Below are 23,496 nucleotides of genomic sequence, written 5' to 3'. Positions count from 1 at the left end.
ACACCTTTACATTGGCTTTCCCTCTGTTTTGCATGTGACTTGTATAACTTATTGTTAATTAATGCCAATTAACATTGGCAAGCTTTTCGCATTGGTATTGCTACCCGTCATCCGAGAGGTGACATGTCGCTCTGTTACCCGTCAATCCCCTGGCAAACCATTGGTGAACCCTTGGTGAACCCTTAGGTTGATTAACGTGTAGAGGCTGCATAAGCACAAGGAGAATGCCAATGTTGTTTATTTTACTCATTATGACCGTCGTAACAGGTGTGACTATAAAGCGTCTGGGCGTGTCGAACAGCATGCAGGGGTTGGGTAAGCTGGTCCTGCTTACCGGTATATATCTGGTCTTTATTTATAAAGTGGTTATTGGGCGTTCAACGCGCAAATAATCCAAATTACAACGTCGCACTTTGGGAGAAACACACATGAAACACGTAAAACAAGTCGTTACATTACTTTTAGTTGGTCTGTTTACCGTTACGCTGGCTGCTTGTAGCGATGACCGTGCAGAACAAACAGAAGAAAAAGTGGATAGCGTAGCGGAAAGCGCAGCTAAAGCACTTAGTGATGTAAAAGACGCGGCTGCTGAAGCCGCAGAACAAGCCCAGGATATGGCAGAAGACGTGGTAGATCAGGCTGAAGAAATGACTGATGATTTAGCAGACCAAGCTGAAGAACTGGCTGAAGATACCGCAGAAGCGATTGAAGAGACGTGCGAAAAAGCAAAAGACAAACTGGATATGGAAGAAAAAGACTGTTAATCCATTCCCAGTAGCAAGATGGGCGCTGAGTTGTTATAAACAGTGCCCATTTTTTTCTTGACCGAATGCTATTCTACAGGCTTGTAATCAAACCAGCTGTAGTGCGCTTCGCTCGTTGCGGGGCGCCCATTACCGGTAGCATAGGGGCCAACATATACCCCGGTGAATCCACCAATCGTTTCAGAACTTAAATACCGCGCACTTACGCTGTCGATAATCGTAGTGTTACCCTGTTGCTCAATACCGAAGTGAAATTCACTTCCCGTTCCTTTTATCGTTAGCACAACTGCCCCTGGCGCCAGTGCAACAGGCTCCGATGCGTAGCTAATGTCGCCAAATTGGAACATGACCTGTGCGTAACGCACACCCTCGTCTACGCCCACCATGATGTCGAAGTGAGTGCCGTTATTCAGCAAGGTTAACCCGGCTTTTTCGTTGCTCGATGCCGGCGAAAACTGCAGCTCAGTGCGTGCTGTAAAGTGCGTGTGTTGCAAGCGTCGCCCAACAAAGCTAATGCCCTTTTGATGCGGACTACCCAAGGTAAATTCTGAACCCGTTAGTACCAGCTTTTTACTGCGCGTATCAATATGCACTGTGTTTGGCGGTGGTGATTGCACATAGTTCCATTCCAGTCCCAAAGGTTTATCAAAGAAGGTCCGCACAGGTTTCGGAGGAAGCGGCTTGAGTGGCAGGGTGGGCACGCGCATTTGTGGTGTAATGGTGCCGTTGCCATTTACCTGGGGCCAACCAAACGCGGGCCAGCTAACGGGTGCAAGGCACGTTTCCCTGCCCAGTGTATGATGGGTACCACCCTCAATGACACTGCGGTATCCATGAAATACCATCCAGTGATCGCCGTCGTCGGTTTGAATCATGTCACCATGGCCCAGCCCCTGAATAGGATTTTGCTGACCAGCCCGGTTCACGTGAGTCACAATGGGGTTAGCCGGATTACTGTAATAGGGTCCGGTAATGTTATGGCTGCGAGCGATGGTGATCGAGTGAGCTTCCTCAGTGCCGCCTTCTGCCGCCATCAGGTAGTACCAGCCGTCTTTTTTATAAATGTGCGGCCCTTCTGCATAACGGCCGCCTTCTGTAGCCCAAATTGGACCTGTCTCGTTGAACACCTTACCGGTGTTAATATCAATTTCGTACAGGGTAAAGGCGGAATTGATCACATATACCCTGCCATCGTCATCGAAGAATAAATCCGGGTCGATATGCGGCACATCTATCCAGATGGGATCAGACCAGGGGCCGGCTGGGTCTTCTGCCTTCATGATAAAATTCCAACCATAGCCCACGTTGGTGGTAACGATATAAAACGTACCGTCGTGGTAGCGCAGCGTTACCGCGAAGATGTTCACTCCGTCGGGCAATTGCTCCGGGCGGTCTATAACGTGACCAATTTGTTCCCAGTTAACCAGGTCTTTACTTCGAAATACCGGAATGCCGGGAAAATACTCAAATGTACTCGACACCAAATAGTAATATTCTCCGGCTTTAGTAATACTCGGATCAGAATAAAACCCAGGCAACACCGGGTTGGTATACGTTACGGGCAACGACATATCAATTGCAGCGTTAAACGGCGTTGTAGCAGTTTGAGCAGCGGTAACGGTGTGCGTAGCACACATCAGCGCTACAAACCCTATCGGGCGTAAGCACTGTATGAGTAACTTTGTGAGCATGGTTTTGGCAATCAGTGGTTAACAACATGAGTCAGACCGTACACGCAGTTAACTTACCTAACTATTATCAAAATGGGTTTTATTGTTACTAAATTGCTCACGTATTAACATGATTTATACCCTGATAAACAATACTGATAACTGAGCCGTAATTTTGCCTTTTTTTGACGGATTTTATGGGTGAATCCTCGGATAACTGACATGTTGTAATAAACTTTCAGGTATACTGCGCGGCCTGGCAATGTGTGCCAGGAACTGTCAGTGAGCAGCCGCTTCTCAGAGATTCAGGAACAAGATTAAAGACACTATGACCAATTCAACAGTAAATGCGAAGCCCGTACTGGGTATGGCTGAATTTGTAATGCTAATGGCGTTTATGACGTCATTGGTTGCGCTTAGTATTGATGCCATGTTGCCAGCGCTGGATGTGATTGGTCATGAGCTGGGCGCCAAAGATATTCACGATAGCCACCTGATAGTGTCGCTGTTTTTTGGCGGGATGGCATTGGGGCAGTTGTTCTTTGGCCCCTACTGCGATGCCCGTGGTCGGCGTGAGGCTATAATGCTTGGGCTGGGGATATTTATTATCGGCACGCTGGTTTGTATGATAGCGACTGATATGACAACCATGCTAATCGGGCGATTAATTCAGGCCTTTGGTGTATCAGGCCCTCGTATTGCCTCGATGGCAGTGATTCGTGATCAGTTCGCTGGTGAAGCCATGGCACGCGTTATGTCGTTTATTATGATGGTGTTTATTCTGGTGCCCATGATTGCGCCTATGGTTGGTCAGTGGGTAATCAGCATTGCATCCTGGACCCACATTTTTACCCTGTTTCTGGTAGTCTCAACTGGGGTGGGTTTATGGTACTTCCTTCGCCAGCCTGAAACCTTGTCGCTGGAAGATCGCGTTCCATTTTCATGGCCGCAATTTTTCCGCTCGTCCAAATTTATTCTTACTCACCGCGATGTGATTGGGCCAACCGTAGCGATGGGGTGTGTATTTGGCGCGTTCCTGGCGTACATAAGCGCGTCGCAAACCATTTTTGTAGGCTTTTATCAGGTTGGCGATACCTTTGCCTATATCTTTGCGTTACTGGCCTTCTCAATTGGCCTGGCGTCGTATATGAACAGCCACATTGTAATGCGCTGGGGGATGAGAAAGGTCACGTCGCTGGCACTTTATGGCGCGTTGATTTTCTCCGCTGTATTGATGTTAGAGATGATGGTGTTTGCCGGACTGCCACCATTGCCGCTGGCCTTAGTTACCCTGTTTATCGGCTTTTTCTTTGTAGGGCTATTGTTTGGAAACCTTAACGCCATTGCCATGCAGCCATTGGGCAAATTGGCGGGCATTGGGGCCGCCATCATCGGTTCGCTATCAAGTATCATATCGGTACCGGTTGCTATGGGCATAGATGCCTTTTTAACTGAAAACCTGTATCCCATCGCCATTGGTTTTGTTGTGTTCTTTACACTGGCAAAACTGGTGATCAACCCTACGCTAAAGGCGGAACCCAGCGCCGATTACTAATATACCGGGCCCGGCCTTACACCTGTATTCACGTGTAAGGCTGGAATGTCGTCATTTTACCCGCGCCAGGGTGACCTGCGCCCGTGGACGCTGGTTTTCCACTATTTCTACTACCCTGCTTTGCCGCTGGCCATTGCGCAGTTTGTCGTAATGGATTTGCTTCATCTCGAGCTGGCGGGCAAATTCGTAAAACGCCATACAATCGTATCGCGAGAGTTCGTTATGCTGGCGGGTTAATTGGGTATCGATATACAGGTTATCGCCATTTGAGGTAAGTGTAGCTACCGCATCATAGGGCTGGCCGTACTCTTCTACTCGTAGCGCCCTGACCATTTTTACCTCGAAAATCCAGTCCCCGATTCGGGTGAACCTGGTAATGCCTGATTGCATGTGTAGCTCCTAGCGCGTTATGAGCTGCTTATGGAAACAGCTTTCTTTATGTGATGAGTGATGTTGTGCAAACAGAACGCTATTACAAGATACGTACCAGTTAAAATGACTATTAAAAACAGATGGTTGAATGGTTAAGGCGTTAAAGAGTATCCGAAATGCGTAGCCAAACAGTAACACTTTTAGCTGTAAACAACCTGCGTTGGACTGCGTTACAACGTCATCCCTGAATCGAATAGCGATTTCAGGGACCTATTCAAAAAGGCGGGCTAATCAGAAATCTACCCCTATCCGTCTTCCCTGAATCGCGAAGCGATGTCAGGGATCTATTCAAAAAGGTTGGTGAATCAGAAATCTACTCCTTTGCGTCATCCCTGAATCGCGAAGCGATGTCAGGGATCTATTCAAAAAGGTTGGTGAATCAGAAATAACCTTGTTCGAATCAACAATCATTAAATTTTGCGATGAAAGTGAAGATATGTAAGACCGCGTGTTACAGTGAATTCCTCGTAACAAATGAGACATGTATGAGTAGGATTTTCAGGCGAACTTTAGTCGCGATATATTTTGTTCTTGGATGCGGTGGTATCCATTTTCTCGGCGAAGCATACGCGTCAGGAATGATGGAAGTATTAACCGTGAACCCGTCACCTGATTTATATGCTAACAATAGAGGGTTTCAATACGCTGCATTTTGGTTTACGTGGGGTATTGCCTTGTCATTTGTTTTATTATTTTCGGCAACCTTGCTATACAGGGTTTTGAGCAGTAAAAGTACCAAAAACTGATTGCAAGCTAACTCAGTTGAAACGCCAATATAGTGTTCGCCGGTGTTAGAAGAATTAGCTATCGTTGGAGCATATGTGTTTTTAATTAAGGAAGATGAGACAGCGTTTACTATTTGGTGGAAATTTATATTTGCAATTGTTGTGTCAATTCTATGTGTAATAGCCATTGTTACCGGAACTCTTTACATTCCAGGCAAAGGTGAGTTTTTCACTGAAAGAGCAGATGGTGAAATGTTCTGGCTTCTTGTTATTTTTTGTTTAGGACTGTCAGCGCTATCCTTTTGGCAAGGGGGCTACGGTATTTATCAAAAGTACTTCACCAAACACAAACCATTAAACAACGAATAAAAAATTATGCCGCTCACTGGGGTATGCAGGGTCGCAAACACGTAAATGAAAAGATATGTCGCTGTTATTCGGTTAGGAATGTTAGTTTTACTGGATTGCTATCCATAAAGATGATGTATAACACGCCAATTAGCAGCGAAACACAGCCTGTTATTGCTCAGAGTATTGAAACATTAGCGTGCCCAACAGGTAAGTACGCAAAGCCCTATTTTACTATTTCAGGCAGCCCAACTGAGTTTTATGTAATGAAGGAATTCGTTAACCGAACAGGCTGTAATAATGAACCCAATAGACTGATCGGCAAGAAGACCTCTTTTACCTACTTCGACAATGCGGAAGGGGAGTCAAAAGTAGTCCAGATATCTATAGGTGCCAGGGTAATCTATAGCAAGAGCGAATTTGTTGGTAAAAACCAATCTACAGGGGCCATTCTGTTTTTTGCTGTTATTGGTTATTCAATATTTCTCTTCGTCGCTGGCAAAAAGGTATAGCTAGAACAGCATATGTGCTGTTTATGTCATTTTTGGGGCGGGCTTTTGTTGGCCTGCCCTATGATGAGATCCCTGACATCGCTTCGCGATTCAGGGATGACGAAATAAGGGATTCAGGGATGACAGGCGCTAGCGCAATTAAACCGGTAAATCGCGGACATAAAAAAGCCCGACCAAATTGGTCGGGCAAAAGGGCTTGGTTAAGCACCTAACGACAGAAACTGTCTACGCTTCAATGATGGCTTTCATATCCGTCATGTAACCGCGTAATTTCTTACCTACAGACTCAACGCCGTGGCTGCGAATAGCCTCGTTAATATCTACCAGGCGCTTGTTTTCTACCTGGTTAGATTTGGCGTTAAGACCTCTACCAATCACATCGGTACCGATGTGTGGCATGAATTTCTCACGTAACAATGGCACTGCTGCGTTAGCGAACAGGTAGTTACCGTATTCAGCTGTGTCAGAAATAACCACGTTCATTTCGTACAAACGCTTACGCGCAATCGTGTTAGAAATCAGTGGTGTTTCGTGCAGTGACTCATAGTATGCAGACTCAGGTAAAATACCCGCTTCAACCATCACGTCGAACGCAACTTCTACACCGCACTTGATCATGGCAACAATCAGAATGCCATTATCAAAGAATTCCTGTTCACTGATTTTACCTTCGTACTTAGGCGCATTCTCAAAACCAGACTGGCCGGTTTCTTCACGCCATTTCAGCAGGTTTGCATCGCCATTTGCCCAGTCTTCCATCATAGTGCGAGAGAATTCGCCACTGATGATGTCGTCCTGATGCTTCTCGAACAAGGGGCGAAGCAATGCAGTTAACTGTTCTGACAGCTCGAAAGCTCTAACCTTTGCCGGGTTAGACAAACGGTCCATCATGTTGGTTACGCCGCCGATTTTCAGTGCTTCAGTAATGGTTTCCAAACCGTACTGAATCAATGCAGCCGCATAAGCAGGGTCAATGCCATCAGCAGTCATTTTCTCGTAAGCAAGAATCGCTGCGGCTTGTTGCATACCACACAGAATGGTTTGCTCACCCATCAAATCAGATTTTACTTCAGCAACAAATGAAGACTCCAGAACACCTGCACGGTCGCCACCAGTGGCGCTTGCCAGTGCTTTTGCGATATCCCAGCCTTCACCTTTCGGATCGTTCTCAGGGTGAACCGCAATCAGTGTCGGTACACCAAAACCACGCTTATATTCTTCGCGTACTTCAGTTCCAGGACACTTAGGTGCACACATTACAACAGTTATGTCGCTACGAATTTGCTGGCCTTCTTCAACAATGTTGAAACCATGCGAGTAGCCTAATGCAGCGCCTTCTTTCATCAGAGGCATAACCGCTTCCACTACGCTGGCGTGTTGTTTGTCTGGTGTTAAGTTGTAAACCAGATCAGCAGTAGGGATCAGATCCTGATACGTACCTACTTTAAAACCGTTACCATTTGCACGCTGATAAGAATCACGCTTCTCATCAATTGCTGCCTGACGCAGTGCATACGCTACGTCTAACCCGGAGTCACGCATGTTAAGACCCTGGTTGAGACCTTGTGCACCGCAGCCAACGATGACAATTTTCTTACCTTTCAGGAACTCACAGCCATCAGCAAATTCTTCGCGCTTCATAAAGCGGCAACGACCCAGCTGGTCTAACTGCTGACGTAAAGACAGGGTGTTAAAATAATTAGCCATAAATATAATAATTCCGAACTTCTTTCTGTCGTGATCCCTTGCCTCACTCGGCAGGGATGACCTCGTCAATGACGACTTGCAGCGAACAATACGCTACCCCATTCGTTTTGAAAAATGATATATTTGCAAAACAGTATTGCAAAAAGTGAAATACTCATGGATTTTCGCAGTTTACAACTCTTCAATCATCTCGCAAAAAGCTTACATTTTGGTGACACTGCCGAGGCCATGTATGTGTCGCCTTCCACGCTAAGCCGCGTAATACAAAGGCTGGAAGAAGAGTGTGGGTGTGTATTGTTCAAGCGTGACAACCGAACCGTTGCCCTCACCCACGGCGGTCACAAGTTGCTTAATTTCAGCGAAACCGTGCTGAAGGAATGGCAACAGGTCAGACAAGAACTCAGTACTGACGAGCAATCCCTGAAGGGTGAGCTTAGTCTTTATTGCTCCGTTACTGCCAGTCAAAGTCATTTACCGGCGCTGCTGTCGCGATATCGTCAGCATTATCCCGGGGTGGATATTCGCCTGGTTACCGGCGATCCGGGTATTGCCATTGATAACGTTAAGCAGAAGAAGTGCGATGTAGCCATCGCCATTTATACACCCGGCTTTCCTACCGATTTATGTTTTACCGGGATGGATCATGTGCCGCTGGTACTTATTGCCCCCCGGGAATGGCGTTTAACCCAGCTAAGTCAGGTGGATTGGCGAAAATATCAGGTTGTGTTGCCGGAGCAAGGTCCGAGCCGGCGTATTGTATACCACTGGTTTGCAGAACATGGCATACGGCCAAATGTGTACGCCTCAGTGGGAGGAAATGAAGCGATTGTGTCAATGGTTGCACTGGGTTGTGGTGTGGGTTTTGTGCCGCAGGTTGTATTGGATCACAGTGGCATGACAAACAATGTAACCCGCATACTGGTTGACGATATCGGGTCCTACGAACTCGGGCTGGCATGCCTGGAAAAGCGCAGAACTGAGCCGTTGATTGATGCGTTGTTTCAACTGGTGTTGAACTGACGAATAAGGGTATCCAGTGCCCTGTATCCCAGGGCTTCCGCAATGTGGCGGTGAGTAATGTTTTCTGTACCGTCTAAATCGGCAATGGTGCGCGACACTTTTATTGTGCGATGAAACACGCGCATCGACAAATTGAGTTTGGTAGCAGCGCGACTTAAAAAAGTAAAGCTCTCGTCATCCAGTTTGCAATGTTCGGTGAGTTCCGCCACGCTGAGTTCAGCATTGGCTTTTTGCTGTCGTGTTAGTTGTCGCTGCATGGCACGTTCTACCTGGGCTTTTGCGGCAATCGCGCTGTCTTCACCAGATGGCGGCGTGGCCAGTGAATACTGTTCAGGCTTGCGCACTTCTATTTGTAAATCGATGCGATCTAACAAGGGGCCGGAAAGACGGCTCAAATAGCGTTGTACTTGTTGAGGAGTACTGCGGCCGTCGTTGATATCGCCTGTAGGGCTTGGATTCATTGCCGCCAGGAACTGAAAATTGGCAGGATACCGGGCCTGCCCGGATACGCGAGACAAACAAATATCGCCAGTCTCTAAAGGTTCTCTGAGCACATCCAGCGCCTGACGACCAAACTCGGGCAATTCATCCAGAAACAACACACCGTTGTGAGCCAGCGATACTTCACCCGGTGACGGATGCGTGCCGCCACCGGTTAAAGCAATTGCTGACGACGTATGGTGTGGCGATCGAAAAGGCGGGGTGTACCAGTTGGCGCTGTCGCGGGATTCGCCTTTAATGGAATACAATGCCGCCGCTTCCAGTGCCTGTTCATGCGTAAGCGGCGGCAGTAACTGCACTAACCGGCTGGCCAGCAGGCTTTTGCCCGTCCCAGCCGGTCCCACCATCAGGAGATTATGTTTTCCAGCTGCAGCAATGGTAAGCGCGCGTTTTGCCTGCTGCTGACCAATAATGTCGTCCCATTTTGGTGAAAGCTGCGCATATGCAACATCACACTGAGCCGTACTGATTTGCAGTGGCTTTTGTTTACTCAAATGCAGAAATACCTGCATCAGCGAATCTACGGGCAGGTATCGCAGGCCGTCAACAAGCTGAATATCCTGGGTATTGTCGCATGGCAACATCATTAGGTGTTCGTCATCAGCACAGCGCATTGCTGCGGGCAGTAAGCCGGATACCGGTCGTAACTGACCATTCAGGCCCAGCTCGCCAATTACCTCATAATGATCAAGGGCCTGCTGAGGCAACAAACCCTGGGCAATTAATAACCCCAGGGCAATGGCTAAATCATAGCGACCACCACTTTTGGGAATGTCGGCTGGGGCAAGATTTACCGTAATGCGCCGTCCGGGGAATTCAAATCCGCAGTTAATTAATGCGCTGCGAACGCGCTCTCGCGCTTCCTGCACTGCTGTTTCAGCCAATCCCACCAGCTTAAACGATGGCAAGCCATTCGACAGGTGCACTTCTACTTTAATGCGCGGCGAATCAATACCCGTTGCCGCGCGGGTGTAAACAATGCCTAGCCCCATGCTATGCCTTCCTTTTGTGTTTGCCAGCCCATGAGTGCAGTGTAAAGTGCCCCGGTTAACTTACCTACTGCGCAAAAGGCCAGTTATGCCCGCTGAATATCAGGCGCTGAATTTCGTGCAAGGGAGAGCAATGACTAACGCTATGAATGTGCAGCGAAAGGTGTTGTGACCTGGTATAAAAATGCACCAGCCAGCTTGATTTGGCTTGATCAAAGCCGTTGATCCGTGATATTTCTTATGCCTCGCACTAACGGTGTTCCTTAGCCAGACACTGTTGTTGCCATCAGCCAACACAATTTCCGAACTTGCGTTAACCTCGCCAATGCCTGCGCTTTGATACAGTGCCAGCTGCATTTTTGCGTGCATTAAATATCAATTTCCCCGTGGTCCGCTGGAGCTTTACACAGATGTTGTGTGAAAAATGGCTCATTGGATTGGGTCAATTGCTGTGCTCATGTATCATTTGACGCGAAATTAATACAGGCGGTTTGCCGCGTGCAGACTGCGCTTACAGAGTGAAGACAACACTCGCACTTTTTAAGGAAACGTCATGGCTAAGCAACTTGCTGAACTAATTTGGTTTAACGGTAAACTCATTCCGTGGAAAGAAGCCACTGTGCATGTAATGTCGCATGCAATCCACTATGGCTCATCGGTATTTGAAGGTATTCGCGCCTACAATACGCCGGATCAGGGCACCTGTGTATTCCGTCTGAACGAGCACAACCAGCGTTTGTTTGATTCAGCAAAAATCTATCGCATGACGATCCCATTTACGCTTGAAGAAATTAATCAGGCGACTATCGACACCATTGCGAAAAACAATCTGAAATCTGCGTATATCCGTCCTATCGCGTTTTATGGCGATATTGGTATGGGTTTACAGGTGCCATTTGGTCAGGAAACTGAAGTCACAATCGCCGCATTTGAGTGGGGCGCGTACCTGGGTGAAGAAGCTCTGAAAAACGGTGTGAACGCGGGTATCTCCTCGTGGAACCGTTTGGCGGCGAACACTATGCCTACGGGTGCAAAAGCTGGTGGTAACTACCTGTCCTCACAGCTGATTTCAATGGAAGCGCGTCGTCATGGCTACGGCGAAGGTATCGCATTGGATCGCAATGGCTATATCAGTGAAGGTGCCGGCGAAAATATTTTTGTGATCCGCAATGGCGTGATCAGCACCACACCAAAAACAGCGGCTATTTTGCCTGGTATCACACGCGACACTGTGATCACCCTGGCGAAAGAACTGGGTTATGAAATCCGCGAGGAGAATATCCCGCGTGAAGCCATGTATCTGGCCGACGAAATTTTAATGTGCGGTACGGCCGCAGAAGTGACCCCTGTGAACAGCGTAGACGGTATCACTGTGGGTAAAGGCGGTCGTGGGCCTATCACGAAAGAAATCCAGGACATGTTCTTCGGTTTGTTTAACGGCACCACCGAAGACAAGTGGAACTGGTTAACACCGGTTTATAAATAATTACCCCAACGGGACGAAACGCTATGCCTAAATTACGATCTGCAACCACAACTCAAGGCCGCAACATGGCAGGTGCGCGCGCGCTTTGGCGTGCCACCGGTATGAAAGACGGAGACTTTGGTAAACCCATTATTGCCATAGCCAACTCTTTCACACAGTTTGTGCCTGGTCACGTTCACCTTAAAGACATGGGTCAGCTGGTCGCTCGCAGTGTCGAAGCTGCGGGTGGTGTTGCAAAAGAATTTAACACTATTGCGGTCGATGACGGTATCGCAATGGGGCATAGCGGCATGCTGTACAGCCTGCCTTCCCGTGAAATTATTGCCGACTCGGTTGAGTACATGGTTAATGCTCACTGCGCCGATGCGATTGTGTGCATTTCCAACTGCGACAAAATCACACCAGGAATGCTGATGGCGTCAATGCGCCTGAACATTCCGGTAGTGTTTGTGTCGGGTGGTCCAATGGAAGCCGGTAAAACCAAGCTGTCTGATCAGATCATCAAGCTTGACCTGGTAGACGCCATGGTTGCGGCCGCTGACGATAAAGTGTCCGACGCCGACACCAACGAAATTGAACGTTCGGCCTGCCCTACCTGTGGTTCGTGCTCGGGTATGTTTACAGCAAACTCAATGAACTGTTTAACCGAAGCGCTGGGTTTGTCTCTGCCGGGTAACGGTTCACTGCTGGCTACGCATGCTGACCGAGAAGGGTTGTTTAAACAGGCTGGTAAGCTCATTGTGGAGCTGTGTGATCGCTGGTACAAAAACGACGATGCCAGCGCATTGCCTCGCAATATTGCCAACTTCCGCGCGTTTGAAAACGCCATGAGCCTGGATATTGCCATGGGCGGCTCAACCAACACTATTTTGCACCTGTTAGCAGCGGCAATGGAAGGTGAAGTGCCATTCACTATGGATGACATTGATCGTTTGTCCCGTAAAGTGCCGCACTTGTGTAAAGTGGCACCGTCTACTCAGAAATACCATATGGAAGACGTACACCGTGCCGGTGGCGTACTGGGTATTTTAAATGAACTCAACAAAGCCGGATTGTTACACGGCGACTGTTCACACGTACTGGGCAAAACCCTGAGTGATGTGATCACTGATTGGGATATTACCAATCCAGAAAACACCGATGCGATTACATTCTATCGTGCGGGCCCGGCCGGTATTCGTACCACCAAAGCCTTTAGTCAGGATTGCCGTTGGGATGACGCAGACGCCGACCGCAGCCAGGGTTGTATCCGTGATATGGAACATGCCTACAGCAAAGACGGTGGCCTGGCGGTATTGTATGGCAACCTGGCGGAAAACGGCTGCATCGTGAAAACCGCCGGTGTAGACGAATCTATTCTTAAATTTACCGGTCGTGCGCGTATTTTTGAAAGCCAGGACGACGCAGTAGCCGGCATTCTGGCCGACAAAATTCAGGCGGGTGATGCGGTTATTATTCGCTACGAAGGCCCAAGAGGCGGCCCGGGTATGCAGGAAATGCTCTACCCTACTTCCTATTTGAAATCTAAAGGGTTAGGTAAAGCTTGTGCCTTGATTACCGATGGTCGCTTCTCGGGCGGTACGTCGGGTCTGTCGATTGGTCACTGTTCGCCTGAAGCGGCCAGTGGCGGTGGCATTGGTTTGGTACAGGAAGGCGATACCATTGAAATTGATATCCCGAACCGCACCATTAATATTGCGATTACCGATATTGAACTGGATGCCCGCAGAGCGGCGATGGAAGCCTCTGAGCGCCCATGGCGTCCGGTGAATCGCCAGCGTGAGGTGTCATTGTCGCTGAAGACTTTTGCCATGCTTGCCACCAGTGCCGATAAAGGCGCGGTGCGCGACCCGTCGAAACTGGAAGATCTATGACCGTCAGTGATATCGACTATCTGAAGAAAATCCTGCTGGCACCGGTTTACGACGTTGCGGTGAACAGCGATCTGGTATTGCTGTCGCGACTGACTGCCGAACTTGGCAATGAGATCTACCTGAAACGGGAAGATCAGCAGCCCGTTAAATCGTTTAAATTGCGCGGTGCGTATAATCGTATCGCCAGTTTAACCGAAGCACAGCTCAATGCGGGGGTGGTTGCCGCCTCAGCAGGTAATCACGCCCAGGGTGTTGCGTATTCTGCCAATATGAAAGGCGTACAGGCCACTATTGTGATGCCAGAAACCACACCAGACATTAAAATTGAAGCGGTGCGCCGCTTTGGCGGACAGCACGTCAATATTGTGCTGCATGGTACTAACTTCGACTCAGCCAGTCAGCACGCCAGAGCGTTAAGCGCGGAGCATGGCTACACGCTTATCCCGCCGTTTGACGATCCGGATGTCATTGCGGGTCAGGGTACTATTGCTCGCGAGTTACTCGAGCAAAATCCCAATATCGATACCTTGTTTATTGCGGTAGGCGGCGGTGGTCTGGCGGCCGGTATTGCGGTTTACCTCAAACAGCTCAAGCCCGGGATTAAGCTGATTGCCGTAGAGTCGGAAGAATCAGCCTGTTTTGTTGCCGCAAAAGCGGCGGGTAAACCGGTAAGTTTGCCCACTGTAGGCATTTTTGCCGATGGCGTGGCAGTAAAGCTGATGGGTAGCGAAACCTTCCGTCTTTGCAATCAGTACATCGACGAAGTGATGACGGTAAGCAACGACGAAATTTGTGCGGCTATTAAAGACATTTTCGACGACACCCGGGTAATTGCAGAGCCAGCTGGAGCAATGTCTATTGCGGCCATTCGCAAATACGTGAACGAACACAATATTACCGGCAAGAAACTGGGCGGCATATTGTGTGGCGCCAATACCAATTTCCATACGCTTCGCTATGTGTCGGAACGCTGTGAGCTGGGTGAGCAAAAGGAAGCGGTATTCGCAGTAAAAATTCCCGAGCATCAAGGCGCATTCAAGCAGTTTTGTGAATGTTTGGGTGGACGCACCATTACAGAGTTTAATTACCGTTACGCCAGCGAAAACGAAGCGCATATCTTTGTAGGTATTAAATTGCGTGGTGGCCGTAAAGAGTTCCAGTTGCTGTTAGCCGAGCTTACCGGTAAAGGCTATGCCTGTTTTGACCTGTCGGATAACGAACTGGCAAAACTGCACGTACGTCATATGGTGGGCGGCAGACCACCCACTATTCTCAACGAAGTCGTGTTTAGCTTCGAGTTTCCGGAATACCCGGGGGCATTGCTTAACTTCCTGAATACTCTGGGTGAGCGTTGGAACATTACGCTGTTCCATTATCGCAACCATGGTGCAGCTGAAGGGTTAGTGATGGCTGGCTTTGATATTCCACCAGACAGCCGTGCAGCGTTCGATGAACACGTTGCGGCACTCAATTACGAATATCAGGATGTTACCGCTAACGCCGCGTACCGATTCTTCCTGTCGGAGCCTGCCAGGGCCTGAGTGGGTCTGAGCTTCAAAAAATCAGGTTTTGCCATTCTGCCGGTCAATGCGATCTATTCACTTGTCCGGCAGTTCTCACTCACTTACTCACTCACACTCTTACTTAGTATCACTGTACTCACTGCTCAAATTTAATCATATCTGTTCACTTCTGAAACAAACTGCTACTTAGTTTTGACAACTTTGTTAATTTCGTAAAAATATTGCTATATTAATTTGTATTACAATTTGTCAGGGATCCGGATGAGTAGCCGTTGCTTTAGGGAAATCAGTGAGTTATCGCGATGTGTAGGGGTCATACTGTGTTGCCTGGTGCTAGCGGCATGTACAACGGATGATTCGCATATACTGGCGACAGATAACGATACCGTGCTGTTGTTCGCGTCTTTTCGTGGAAATGGTCAGGATGGACTGCATCTGGCGGTGAGTGAGGACGGCCTCAATTGGCAGGCGCTCCGGCAGGACCAATCGTTTCTTACGCCCAAAGTGGGTACCCAATTGATGCGCGACCCGGTGATTATTCAGGGGCCGGGTCAGCAATTTCATATGGTTTGGACGTCCGGTTGGGAAGATGCTGGCATTGGCATTGCGCATTCCTCAAACCTGAAAGACTGGAGCGAACAACAGTTCCTGCCGGTGATGGCTGATTTCCCTGAGGCCAGAAATGCTTGGGCGCCCGAGATTTTTTATGACGAAACCACCCAACGCTACTGGATCTATTGGGCATCAACGCTACCAGGCAAATACCCCGATTCCGAGAAGCAAGCCGACAAAGGCTGGGATCACCGCATTTATGCTACCAGTACTAAAGACTTCAAAACCTATTCCCCCACCCGTTTGTTTTACGAGCCCGGCTTTAACGTAATCGACTCCACCCTGATTCAACAGGGTAATGAATACGTTATGATTGCCAAGGATGAAACCCGTTATCCACCTGCAAAAAATCTGTTTATTACCCGCGCTTCCAGTCTTGAAGGCCCCTGGCAAAAACGCTTAGCGCCCTTTACGCCCGGTGGCGTGTGGGCAGAAGGCCCTGCCGCAGTGTTCTGGCGCGGCTGGTACTACGTGTATTACGACCAGTATATCGATCACAGCTTTGGTGTTATGCGCACCCGCAACTTTACTGATTGGGAAAATCTTACCCCCCAGCTCACTATGCCCCCCGGTACACGCCATGGATCTGTGCTGGTGGTTCCACGCAGTTTGGTTGGTAGCCTGTAACCACACGGTGTCACTTTCATTTGTTTCAAATGCGGCATAATTTTTTGATATATGGAGCCTAAAGTGATGACGGTATTTGAGTGTTTTCGCTTGGGTGTTAAGGTTTTTACATCTTGTTAATTAGGGTTTTACATGATGTTGCAGATACCGCTGCGTTTTGCCTTTTCTCTGGTTACTCTCGCCGCCAGTCTTACCGCCTGTAGTGCAGGCAGCAAAGCGCCTTCTGATCACTCCATTACCTACAATGCAGCCGAATTACAGTCGCTTTGTTTAGCGGCATCAGCGGATACGCCGGTTGCCTGCCACTTCCCGGACCTGGGGGCGCAAACCTCACACTATGCAATAGAAGTACAGGCTTCTTCGTTTGATAACATGGCGCTCTACGCTGAATCGCGAAGACTTATGTACGACGCAGGCATTGCCAGCGTGAAATCAGATAGTACACACGCAAACACGTTGCGGTTTATTGTGAATACGCGTCAACCCGACGGCCAGCCCATTCAACAGGACACCTATGCAGGATTACCCGGCGCTACACTGTGGCTGCCACAAGGGTTGCAGGGCATTAACAGTATCAGTGTAACTCCCGTTGAACCGGTGCAGCGCGTGTTTGTGATTGGCGATTCAACCGTATGCGATCAAAACCCACAGTGGGACAAACCGGCCACCGACCGTTTTAGCGGATGGGGGCAAGTGTTACCCGCGTATTTCAACGACACAGTTTCAATAGTGAACTACGCTGATTCTGGTGAAGGCACCGAAGCGTTCAACACCTTCGACGGTGAACTGTTAGTGCCTATTGCGGAACAGTTAACACCTAACGATGTAGTGCTGATCCAATTGGGCCACAACGACAAAACCACACCTCAGGATGTGTATACCCAGCGTCTAACCGATTTGATTCATTTTATCCGGTCGCGCGATGCACAGCCGGTACTGATTTCTCCAATGCTGCGTAATCATGGCATCCCGCTGGCAAAACAACACCAGTGGCCACAGCTGAATATCCCGGCGGCACTTCAGGGTATTGCGACCCGCGAAAATGTGCCCTACATCGACCTGCTCAGCTTGTCTAATCAGTGGGCACAGCCATTAGGACAAACTACAGCACAAACGTTTTTTGTAACGAATGACCGCACCCATACCAACGAAGCGGGGGCAAGGGTGTTTGCCGGTTTAGTGATTGACGCAATCAAACAACAGGATTTATCGCTGGCGCAAGCACTGCGCTAAGTGTTTACGTAAAAGGACGACTACCGTTATGAAGTCAACGTTAATCAAGGCCCTGATGCTGCCTTTACTCTTTATCAGTGGTGCGTGTTTGAGCAAAGACGAAGCGCCGCTTACGCCGTCTGCCATCTTTATTGCGGGAGACTCTACCGCAGCCAGTTATACCAATGCCGACCATCAGGGCTGGGGCGAACCTTTCAAAGCGTATTTCGACGCCGACAAGGTAACCGTAGACAACCGTGCGCGGGGTGGACGCAGTTCCAGAACGTTTATTACAGAAGGTCTGTGGCAGGCGTTAATAGATGATGTGCGCCCAGGGGATGTAGTTATTATTCAGTTTGGACATAACGACGGTAGCCCGGTAAACGATGATCGCAGAGCACGTGGCACACTGCCGGGTATTGGTAGCGACCACATTGATATCGTTAATCAACTAACCGGTAAGCAAGAACGCGTATTCTCGTTTGGCCATTACATTCGTCAAATGGTTGCGGAAGTTAAGGCAAAGCAAGCTGTGCCAGTACTGGCATCACTCTCGGTGCGCAATTTATGGCAGGAGCACCGAATTGAGCGTGGTTCGGGTCAGTATGGCTACTGGATGTATCAGCTGGCGTGGGAGCTGGGAACGCCTTACATCGACTTAACCAATGCCGCCGCAGATGCACTGGAATTGCTGGGCAAAGAAGGCGTTGCAGCGTTATACCCGAAAGATCATACCCATTACCATAACGAAGGCGCTGATCTGCATGCTCAACTGATGGTTAGCGCACTTAAAGGCTTGCGCCCTTCGCTGGATAACACTGTGTATTCAGACAAAGGGAGAGCGGTTACGCCTTACGACTGGACGTTTGTGCGCTTGCCGGTTGTACCTGATGTGCATCGTCGCAGTGTATTTATGGTGGGCGATTCTACGGTTCGCAATGGCTGGGGAGACGGCCGCGATGGTCAGTGGGGCTGGGGCGACTTTGTTGACGACTGGTTGGGTAATCCCCCTGTTAACTTTGTGAATCGTGCGGTAGGCGGCTTGTCCAGCCGTACCTTCATTACCCAGGGACACTGGCTACGGGCGCTGAATATGATGAAGCCCGGGGATATTGTACTAATTCAGTTCGGCCACAACGATGCCGGAGCGCTCAACGATGACAGCCGGGCAAGAGGCACCATTAAGGGCATTGGTTACGAACAGGTCGACATCGACAACATGCTTACCGGAGAGCGCGAAACGGTATACACCTATGGCAGCTACCTGCGCCAGATGATCGGTGAAGCGCGCGCCCGTGGTGTTATCCCGGTGATTTGCTCACCCGTGCCGCGCAAAGTGTGGCTGGATGACGCCCCCCGTATCGCCAGAGCTGAAAACAGTTATCCGCAGTGGGCTGCACAGGTAGCCAGACAAAGTCAGACGTCATTCATTGATTTACATACGCTGGTGGCAGCACGTTACGACGAGCTTGGACCGCAGCGTGTAGACGCTATGTTTGGCGATGAACGCACCCACACCAGCAAAGCTGGCGCCATCGATACAGCAGGCATTGTGGCACAACAACTGGCACCTATGCTGGGACTGGCGGTAGTGGATTCTGTAGCGGTGGAGGACAAATGAGTCTGATCAATATTGGCGTTCGGGCACATGACTACGGACAGGGAAGCGTAACCGAAATCGCACAACGTATTGGCCAGTACCCGATTAATTGTGTGCAATTGGCATTGCCCAAATCATTTCCGTTCATTTCTGAGCAACCAGGGCAAATTAGCCCGGGCTTTGGTAATTATGTGCGCGATGTATTTGCCCGCCACGACATTAATATTGCAGTGCTCGGTTGTTACATCAATCCCATTCATCCGGATCCCGAAGAGCGTGAGCGGGCTTTGCAACGATTTGAAGAACATTTGCAGTTTGCCAGGGACTTTGGCTGCGCCATTGTGGGTACCGAAACCGGATCGCGCAATGCCGATTGTACCTACCACCCCGACAACCACGGCCAGGCCGCATTTGACGAGCTGGTGGTAAGTGTGAAACGTCTGGCCGGTGTGGCAGAGCGACACGGCGTGTTTGTTGGCATAGAGGGTGTGGCACATCATCACACCATAAATACCTACGAGCGCATGAACGCGTTGCTGGCTGAAGTGAATTCGCCAAACGTAAAGGTGATATACGACCCGGTAAACTTTTTCCCGCTGGACGCTTGTGACGATCAGCAAAAGCTAATGGATGAGGCATTTGATGCCTTCGGCGAGCACATAGTTGCTATTCATTGTAAGGACTTTGTTAAACAAAATGGTCAAAAGACCGGCGATTTACCGTCGGGAACCGGCGACATGGATCACGTGCATTTGTTCAATCTGCTGAAGCAGAAAAAGCCCCATGTGCATGTAATTCTGGAGAGTACAAATCAACAAAATGTCGCCCAGATTTTACGCTTTGTTGATGCTGCACAGACCCAAACTGATTAAATGTGCTTGTAACTTTGTGGAGAAGGGGTTGCAAGCGCAAAAGCCTGCAAAATGCGTAATTTTGTGAGGCATATCCCCCGAATATTAAGGCATTTAGCTACATTGCCTTACTAAAGAAGGGGTTTTATCTGGAAGTAAATAAAATAAAAACAAGGATGAAATCAACAATTTTTCCGTTGAATTTACTGTTTAGTCGAAGCGATAAATTCAAATATGAAATTTTTTGATTATAGGTGCCGAATCGTGACTGAATTTGATGGTTTTCGTGTTGACGCAATACGGCCCCAGTCACTAGCATGCAATACAGATGTAAACAAAAGATTAAAAATATGTTTACTCGGGTTGGTGAAAACCAGTCTTTGAACAGAGAACGAGGTCACAATGAAAAACGTCATGGAACGCAACAACACACACACGCAAGGTACATTGCCTGCGACGCGTAAACTGATCGCCAGCAGCATTTCTACCATCCTGCTTACCGGCGCCTGTTTCGCCACTGCGCCTGTTTGGGCACAAGAAGCAGCATCGGCAACTCAGCCAGCTGCCCAGTCTGCTGAACAGACAGAAAATGCCGACGAAACAACCGAGGTAATTGAAGTAAAAGGTATTCGGTTTAGTCAGCGCAGTGCGCTGGATCGCAAAAAAATGGCAGGCACTATTACCGATTCACTGGTAGCAGAAGACATTGGTATGTTCCCCGATAAAAACGTAGGTGAAGCGCTGCAGCGTATTCCTGGCGTGCAGCTGGACCGCGATTTTGGCGAAGGTCAGCAAATCAGTATTCGTGGTGTAGAGCCAGGACTGTTGCGAGTTGAAGTAAACAACGTAACGGCACAAGGTTTTGGCGGTAGCCGTGCAGTTGACTTCCGCGACATGGCGGCCGAGCTGATCAAGTCGCTCGATGTTATCAAAGGTTCTGAAGCCCGCTTAACTGAAGGTGGTATCGGTGGTACGGTGCAGGTAAACACCCGTAAGCCGAATGAATTTAAAGAGAACTTCCTGTCTGCCACCGCAGAAGGCCAGTTTAACGACCTGATCGATGACCCTAGTAACAAATTTAACGTTACAGGCGTGTATAAATTTGACGACGATTTGGGTGTGTTGCTGAACGTAACCAAATCCACTAAAAACACCATGATCCACGCCATTCGCAACACTGAATGGGTGCGTTTCGCCGATTACGACAATTCGCCGGAAAAAACCTTCACCGACGCTGCGTATGCCGACGTAACCGACAAAGCCGCGTGTGCTGATACAGCAAACAAGGCCGCCTGTGAACAACAATGGTGGGACTTCTCGCCTCGTCTGCCGCGTTATGGTATTTGGGGACGTGAAGAAGATCGCCTGAGTGCTAATGCAGTTATTCAGTATCGCATTAACGACAATCTGCAGGTGCATGGTGGTTATACCTATAACACGCGTGACAAAGAAGCACAGGATTTAAACCTGCATCTGGAAACCCATTCAGCGGCGCGCGTAAAGGCAGATTCGGTAATCGTAGACGACCAGCATAACGTAACCTATTTTGAGTCTGCGGCGGCAACGGTTACCAACCGTACGTTGCAATTCGCGTGGGATCAAACCACCGAAATGTTCGAAACCGGATTCGAGTTTGATATGGCAGGTTGGCGCGTGGAAGGCTTACTGGCACACTCCCGCTCCGATCAGGACATCGATTCTAAAGATACCCATGTTACTGCGGATGGTATTGCCGGCGTGCAGGTAGACCTGAATGCGCAGGGTATGCCTGAGTGGGATTTCAACACGGGTTATTTTGTGAATGCCAGTGATCCTACTGACACCTCAGATAAGTTTGATGTAAACGATCCGGCCAGCTACCGTTCACGCGCCCGTTATAAATATGCGCCTGTTACGGATGAGTCTGATGAAACCATGGCGAAACTGGACTTCACCTATATTCCGGATTCCGATTTGATTACACTGATCCGCTTTGGCGGCCAGTTGCGTGAACAAAGCTATGCCAATGCTAACTTCGAATACAACATTATTCGCGATGTAGGCCGTTCGTACACTAATCCTGAAACAGGCGAAAGCATGCAGTGGACCTTGGACGACCAGATTGCGCTGATCACCGGCAATACCTTCCAGTCGCCACAGTTGTTCGATGGCTATAGTCTGGGCGTAAATACCATTGGTACTTATCAGGCGATTAACACCTATCCGTTTATTGAGGCAATCCAGGCCGTCGCAAACGACTTTACCAGCCGTGAAGATCTGAATGTGCGTTCTGGTAATTACGACGTATCAGTAGATACACAGGCCGTTTACCTGCAAGCCAACTTTGAAACCGAGCTGGCGGGTATGCGCTTATGGGGTAACGTTGGTGCTCGTTATGTTGAAACGCAAACCGCGGCGAATGGCGACGTTATTGAACGCATTATTGTCGATCAGGTTGATGAAGACGGTAACGTATTACTCGACCCGGTAACCGGTGAGCCGCTCTCTGGTATTGAAGATCCGGATCATCCTGATGCGTTTAACGGTCGTAAAACCGTTGAAGAGGAATACAGTGACTTCCTGCCCAGCCTGAACATGAACCTGGCGATTATTGAAGATGAGCTGGTGTTGTATGTGGGTACTGCAAAGGTAATGTCGCGTCCTAAAATTACCGACCTGAACGTGAATGCAAACTGTACTCTTTATCGCAATTCTCGCAAAGACTTGGATGATTTACGTGATTACTGTACAGCGGGTAACCCGGCACTTAAGCCATACCGTGCCAAGCAGTTTGACGTAGCGCTGAACTGGTACCCGGATGAAAACTCCATTATTTCTGGTGCCTACTTTATTAAAGACATCACCAGTTGGGTAATTGATGCAGAAACCCGCTTCGACGTTGATTTCTTTAATGACGGCCGTAACTTCGATGTGCGCCAGAAAGTAAATGGTTCGGGCGTTACCACTAAGGGTATCGAGCTACAGGCGTCTACCGTGTTCAGTTTCCTACCAGAACCCTTTAACGGTTTGGGTGGTGCCATTAACTACACTCGCATGAGTGCAGATGATGTTGGTCTGTTCAACTCATTAACAGGTAAAGAGCTGCCGTTCCCGTCTCAGTCTGAAAACAGTTACAACCTGACTGCTTTCTACGAAACCGATACCTGGAGCTTCCGTATGGCTTACAACTACCGCGATGAGTATCTGGTAGCGGCGGCTGACCGTTCTGGTAACCCGGTATTTGTTGAAGACTCAGGCTACCTGGATGCCAAGTTTATCTACAACATCACCGAAAACTTCCGTGCTTACGTAGATGGCCGCAACCTGACAGGTGAAGTCAAAGCTTACACCGCTGGTCCACGTCGTCTGTCTGACCTGCAATGGTCTGGCCGTGAGTACTCAGTGGGCGTGATTTATCAGTTCTAACAGCGTACCTGAGCTGGCGGTTAAGCCGCCAGCTCAGTTCAATATGCAGGGGTGGTGTTAATAGCACCCTTTTTTTTGATAGG

The 23,496-nt window shown here is 48.9% G+C and carries 18 protein-coding genes; 14 read left to right on the top strand and 4 right to left on the bottom strand.

Annotated features, from left to right (window positions below):
- Positions 1-230: 230 nt before the first annotated feature.
- Complete coding sequence (locus FJ444_RS21365) at positions 231-392, top strand: hypothetical protein (protein WP_181405114.1); 162 nt, start codon at positions 231-233, stop codon at positions 390-392.
- A gap of 36 nt (positions 393-428) precedes the next feature.
- Positions 429-764 (top strand): YtxH domain-containing protein, encoded by a 336-nt coding sequence (locus tag FJ444_RS09090; protein WP_140957907.1) that lies wholly within the window; start codon positions 429-431, stop codon positions 762-764.
- A 68-nt stretch (positions 765-832) separates the two neighbouring features.
- Here FJ444_RS09090 and FJ444_RS09085 read toward each other — a convergent pair whose 3' ends face one another.
- A complete protein-coding gene (locus FJ444_RS09085) occupies positions 833-2,401 on the bottom strand; it encodes a glycoside hydrolase family 43 protein (RefSeq protein WP_140957906.1) in 1,569 nt (522 codons plus the stop codon).
- 361 nt (positions 2,402-2,762) lie between these two features.
- On the opposite strand from FJ444_RS09085, the gene FJ444_RS09080 reads away from it, so the two are divergent.
- Complete coding sequence (locus FJ444_RS09080; protein WP_140957905.1) at positions 2,763-3,989, top strand: multidrug effflux MFS transporter; 1,227 nt, start codon at positions 2,763-2,765, stop codon at positions 3,987-3,989.
- A 51-nt stretch (positions 3,990-4,040) separates the two neighbouring features.
- Here the strand turns inward: FJ444_RS09080 and FJ444_RS09075 are convergent, their stop codons facing one another.
- On the bottom strand, positions 4,041-4,379 hold the full coding sequence (locus tag FJ444_RS09075) for a hypothetical protein (RefSeq protein ID WP_140957904.1): 339 nt from the start codon (positions 4,377-4,379) through the stop codon (positions 4,041-4,043).
- 830 nt (positions 4,380-5,209) lie between these two features.
- On the opposite strand from FJ444_RS09075, the gene FJ444_RS09070 reads away from it, so the two are divergent.
- Both FJ444_RS09070 and FJ444_RS09065 read left to right on the top strand, forming a co-directional pair.
- Positions 5,210-5,515 carry a hypothetical protein gene (locus FJ444_RS09070; protein WP_140957903.1) on the top strand — a complete coding sequence of 102 codons (306 nt, stop codon included), beginning with the start codon at positions 5,210-5,212 and terminating at the stop codon, positions 5,513-5,515.
- A 110-nt stretch (positions 5,516-5,625) separates the two neighbouring features.
- Positions 5,626-6,006 carry a hypothetical protein gene (locus FJ444_RS09065; protein WP_140957902.1) on the top strand — a complete coding sequence of 127 codons (381 nt, stop codon included), beginning with the start codon at positions 5,626-5,628 and terminating at the stop codon, positions 6,004-6,006.
- A 225-nt stretch (positions 6,007-6,231) separates the two neighbouring features.
- Here FJ444_RS09065 and ilvC read toward each other — a convergent pair whose 3' ends face one another.
- Positions 6,232-7,713, bottom strand: coding sequence for a ketol-acid reductoisomerase (ilvC, locus tag FJ444_RS09060; RefSeq protein ID WP_140957901.1), 1,482 nt, complete (start codon positions 7,711-7,713; stop codon positions 6,232-6,234).
- A gap of 156 nt (positions 7,714-7,869) precedes the next feature.
- Between ilvC and ilvY the strand changes: the two genes are divergently transcribed.
- Positions 7,870-8,733: an HTH-type transcriptional activator IlvY gene (gene ilvY, locus FJ444_RS09055; protein ID WP_140957900.1), complete on the top strand. Its 864-nt coding sequence runs from the start codon at positions 7,870-7,872 to the stop codon at positions 8,731-8,733.
- Here the strand turns inward: ilvY and FJ444_RS09050 are convergent.
- Positions 8,715-10,226, bottom strand: coding sequence for a YifB family Mg chelatase-like AAA ATPase (locus tag FJ444_RS09050; protein WP_140957899.1), 1,512 nt, complete (start codon positions 10,224-10,226; stop codon positions 8,715-8,717). The two genes, ilvY and FJ444_RS09050, sit on opposite strands and share 19 nt — an antisense overlap.
- Before the next feature lie 550 nt (positions 10,227-10,776).
- On the opposite strand from FJ444_RS09050, the gene FJ444_RS09045 reads away from it, so the two are divergent.
- From FJ444_RS09045 to FJ444_RS09010, 8 genes are all read left to right on the top strand, one after another.
- The gene (locus FJ444_RS09045; protein WP_140957898.1) at positions 10,777-11,709 is read left to right on the top strand and encodes a branched-chain amino acid transaminase; all 933 of its coding nucleotides are present in this window, start codon (positions 10,777-10,779) and stop codon (positions 11,707-11,709) included.
- Positions 11,710-11,732: 23 nt separating this feature from the next.
- Positions 11,733-13,583, top strand: a complete 1,851-nt coding sequence (gene ilvD, locus FJ444_RS09040; protein WP_140957897.1) for a dihydroxy-acid dehydratase — start codon at positions 11,733-11,735, stop codon at positions 13,581-13,583.
- Positions 13,580-15,124, top strand: a complete 1,545-nt coding sequence (gene ilvA / locus FJ444_RS09035) for a threonine ammonia-lyase, biosynthetic (RefSeq protein WP_140957896.1) — start codon at positions 13,580-13,582, stop codon at positions 15,122-15,124. The genes ilvD and ilvA overlap by 4 nt, the downstream gene beginning before the upstream one ends.
- A gap of 243 nt (positions 15,125-15,367) precedes the next feature.
- Entirely contained in the window at positions 15,368-16,345 is a 978-nt protein-coding gene (locus tag FJ444_RS09030; protein ID WP_140957895.1) for a glycoside hydrolase family 43 protein, read from the top strand.
- Positions 16,346-16,477: 132 nt separating this feature from the next.
- Positions 16,478-17,578, top strand: a complete 1,101-nt coding sequence (locus FJ444_RS09025; protein ID WP_140957894.1) for a GDSL-type esterase/lipase family protein — start codon at positions 16,478-16,480, stop codon at positions 17,576-17,578.
- Positions 17,579-17,606: 28 nt separating this feature from the next.
- Complete coding sequence (locus FJ444_RS09020) at positions 17,607-19,178, top strand: rhamnogalacturonan acetylesterase (RefSeq protein ID WP_140957893.1); 1,572 nt, start codon at positions 17,607-17,609, stop codon at positions 19,176-19,178.
- Positions 19,175-20,029 carry a sugar phosphate isomerase/epimerase gene (locus FJ444_RS09015; RefSeq protein WP_140957892.1) on the top strand — a complete coding sequence of 285 codons (855 nt, stop codon included), beginning with the start codon at positions 19,175-19,177 and terminating at the stop codon, positions 20,027-20,029. The genes FJ444_RS09020 and FJ444_RS09015 overlap by 4 nt, the downstream gene beginning before the upstream one ends.
- Positions 20,030-20,410: 381 nt before the next feature.
- Entirely contained in the window at positions 20,411-23,413 is a 3,003-nt protein-coding gene (locus FJ444_RS09010) for a TonB-dependent receptor (RefSeq protein ID WP_140957891.1), read from the top strand.
- The last annotated feature ends 83 nt before the right edge of the window (positions 23,414-23,496 follow it).

Origin of the sequence: Aestuariibacter sp. GS-14, assembly GCF_006494365.1 — a bacterium.
In the GTDB taxonomy this organism is placed as follows: Bacteria; Pseudomonadota; Gammaproteobacteria; order Enterobacterales; family Alteromonadaceae; genus Alteromonas; species Alteromonas mangrovi.
Note: the sequence above shows the minus strand (reverse complement) of the source record. Positions and strands in the feature narration are given on the sequence as shown.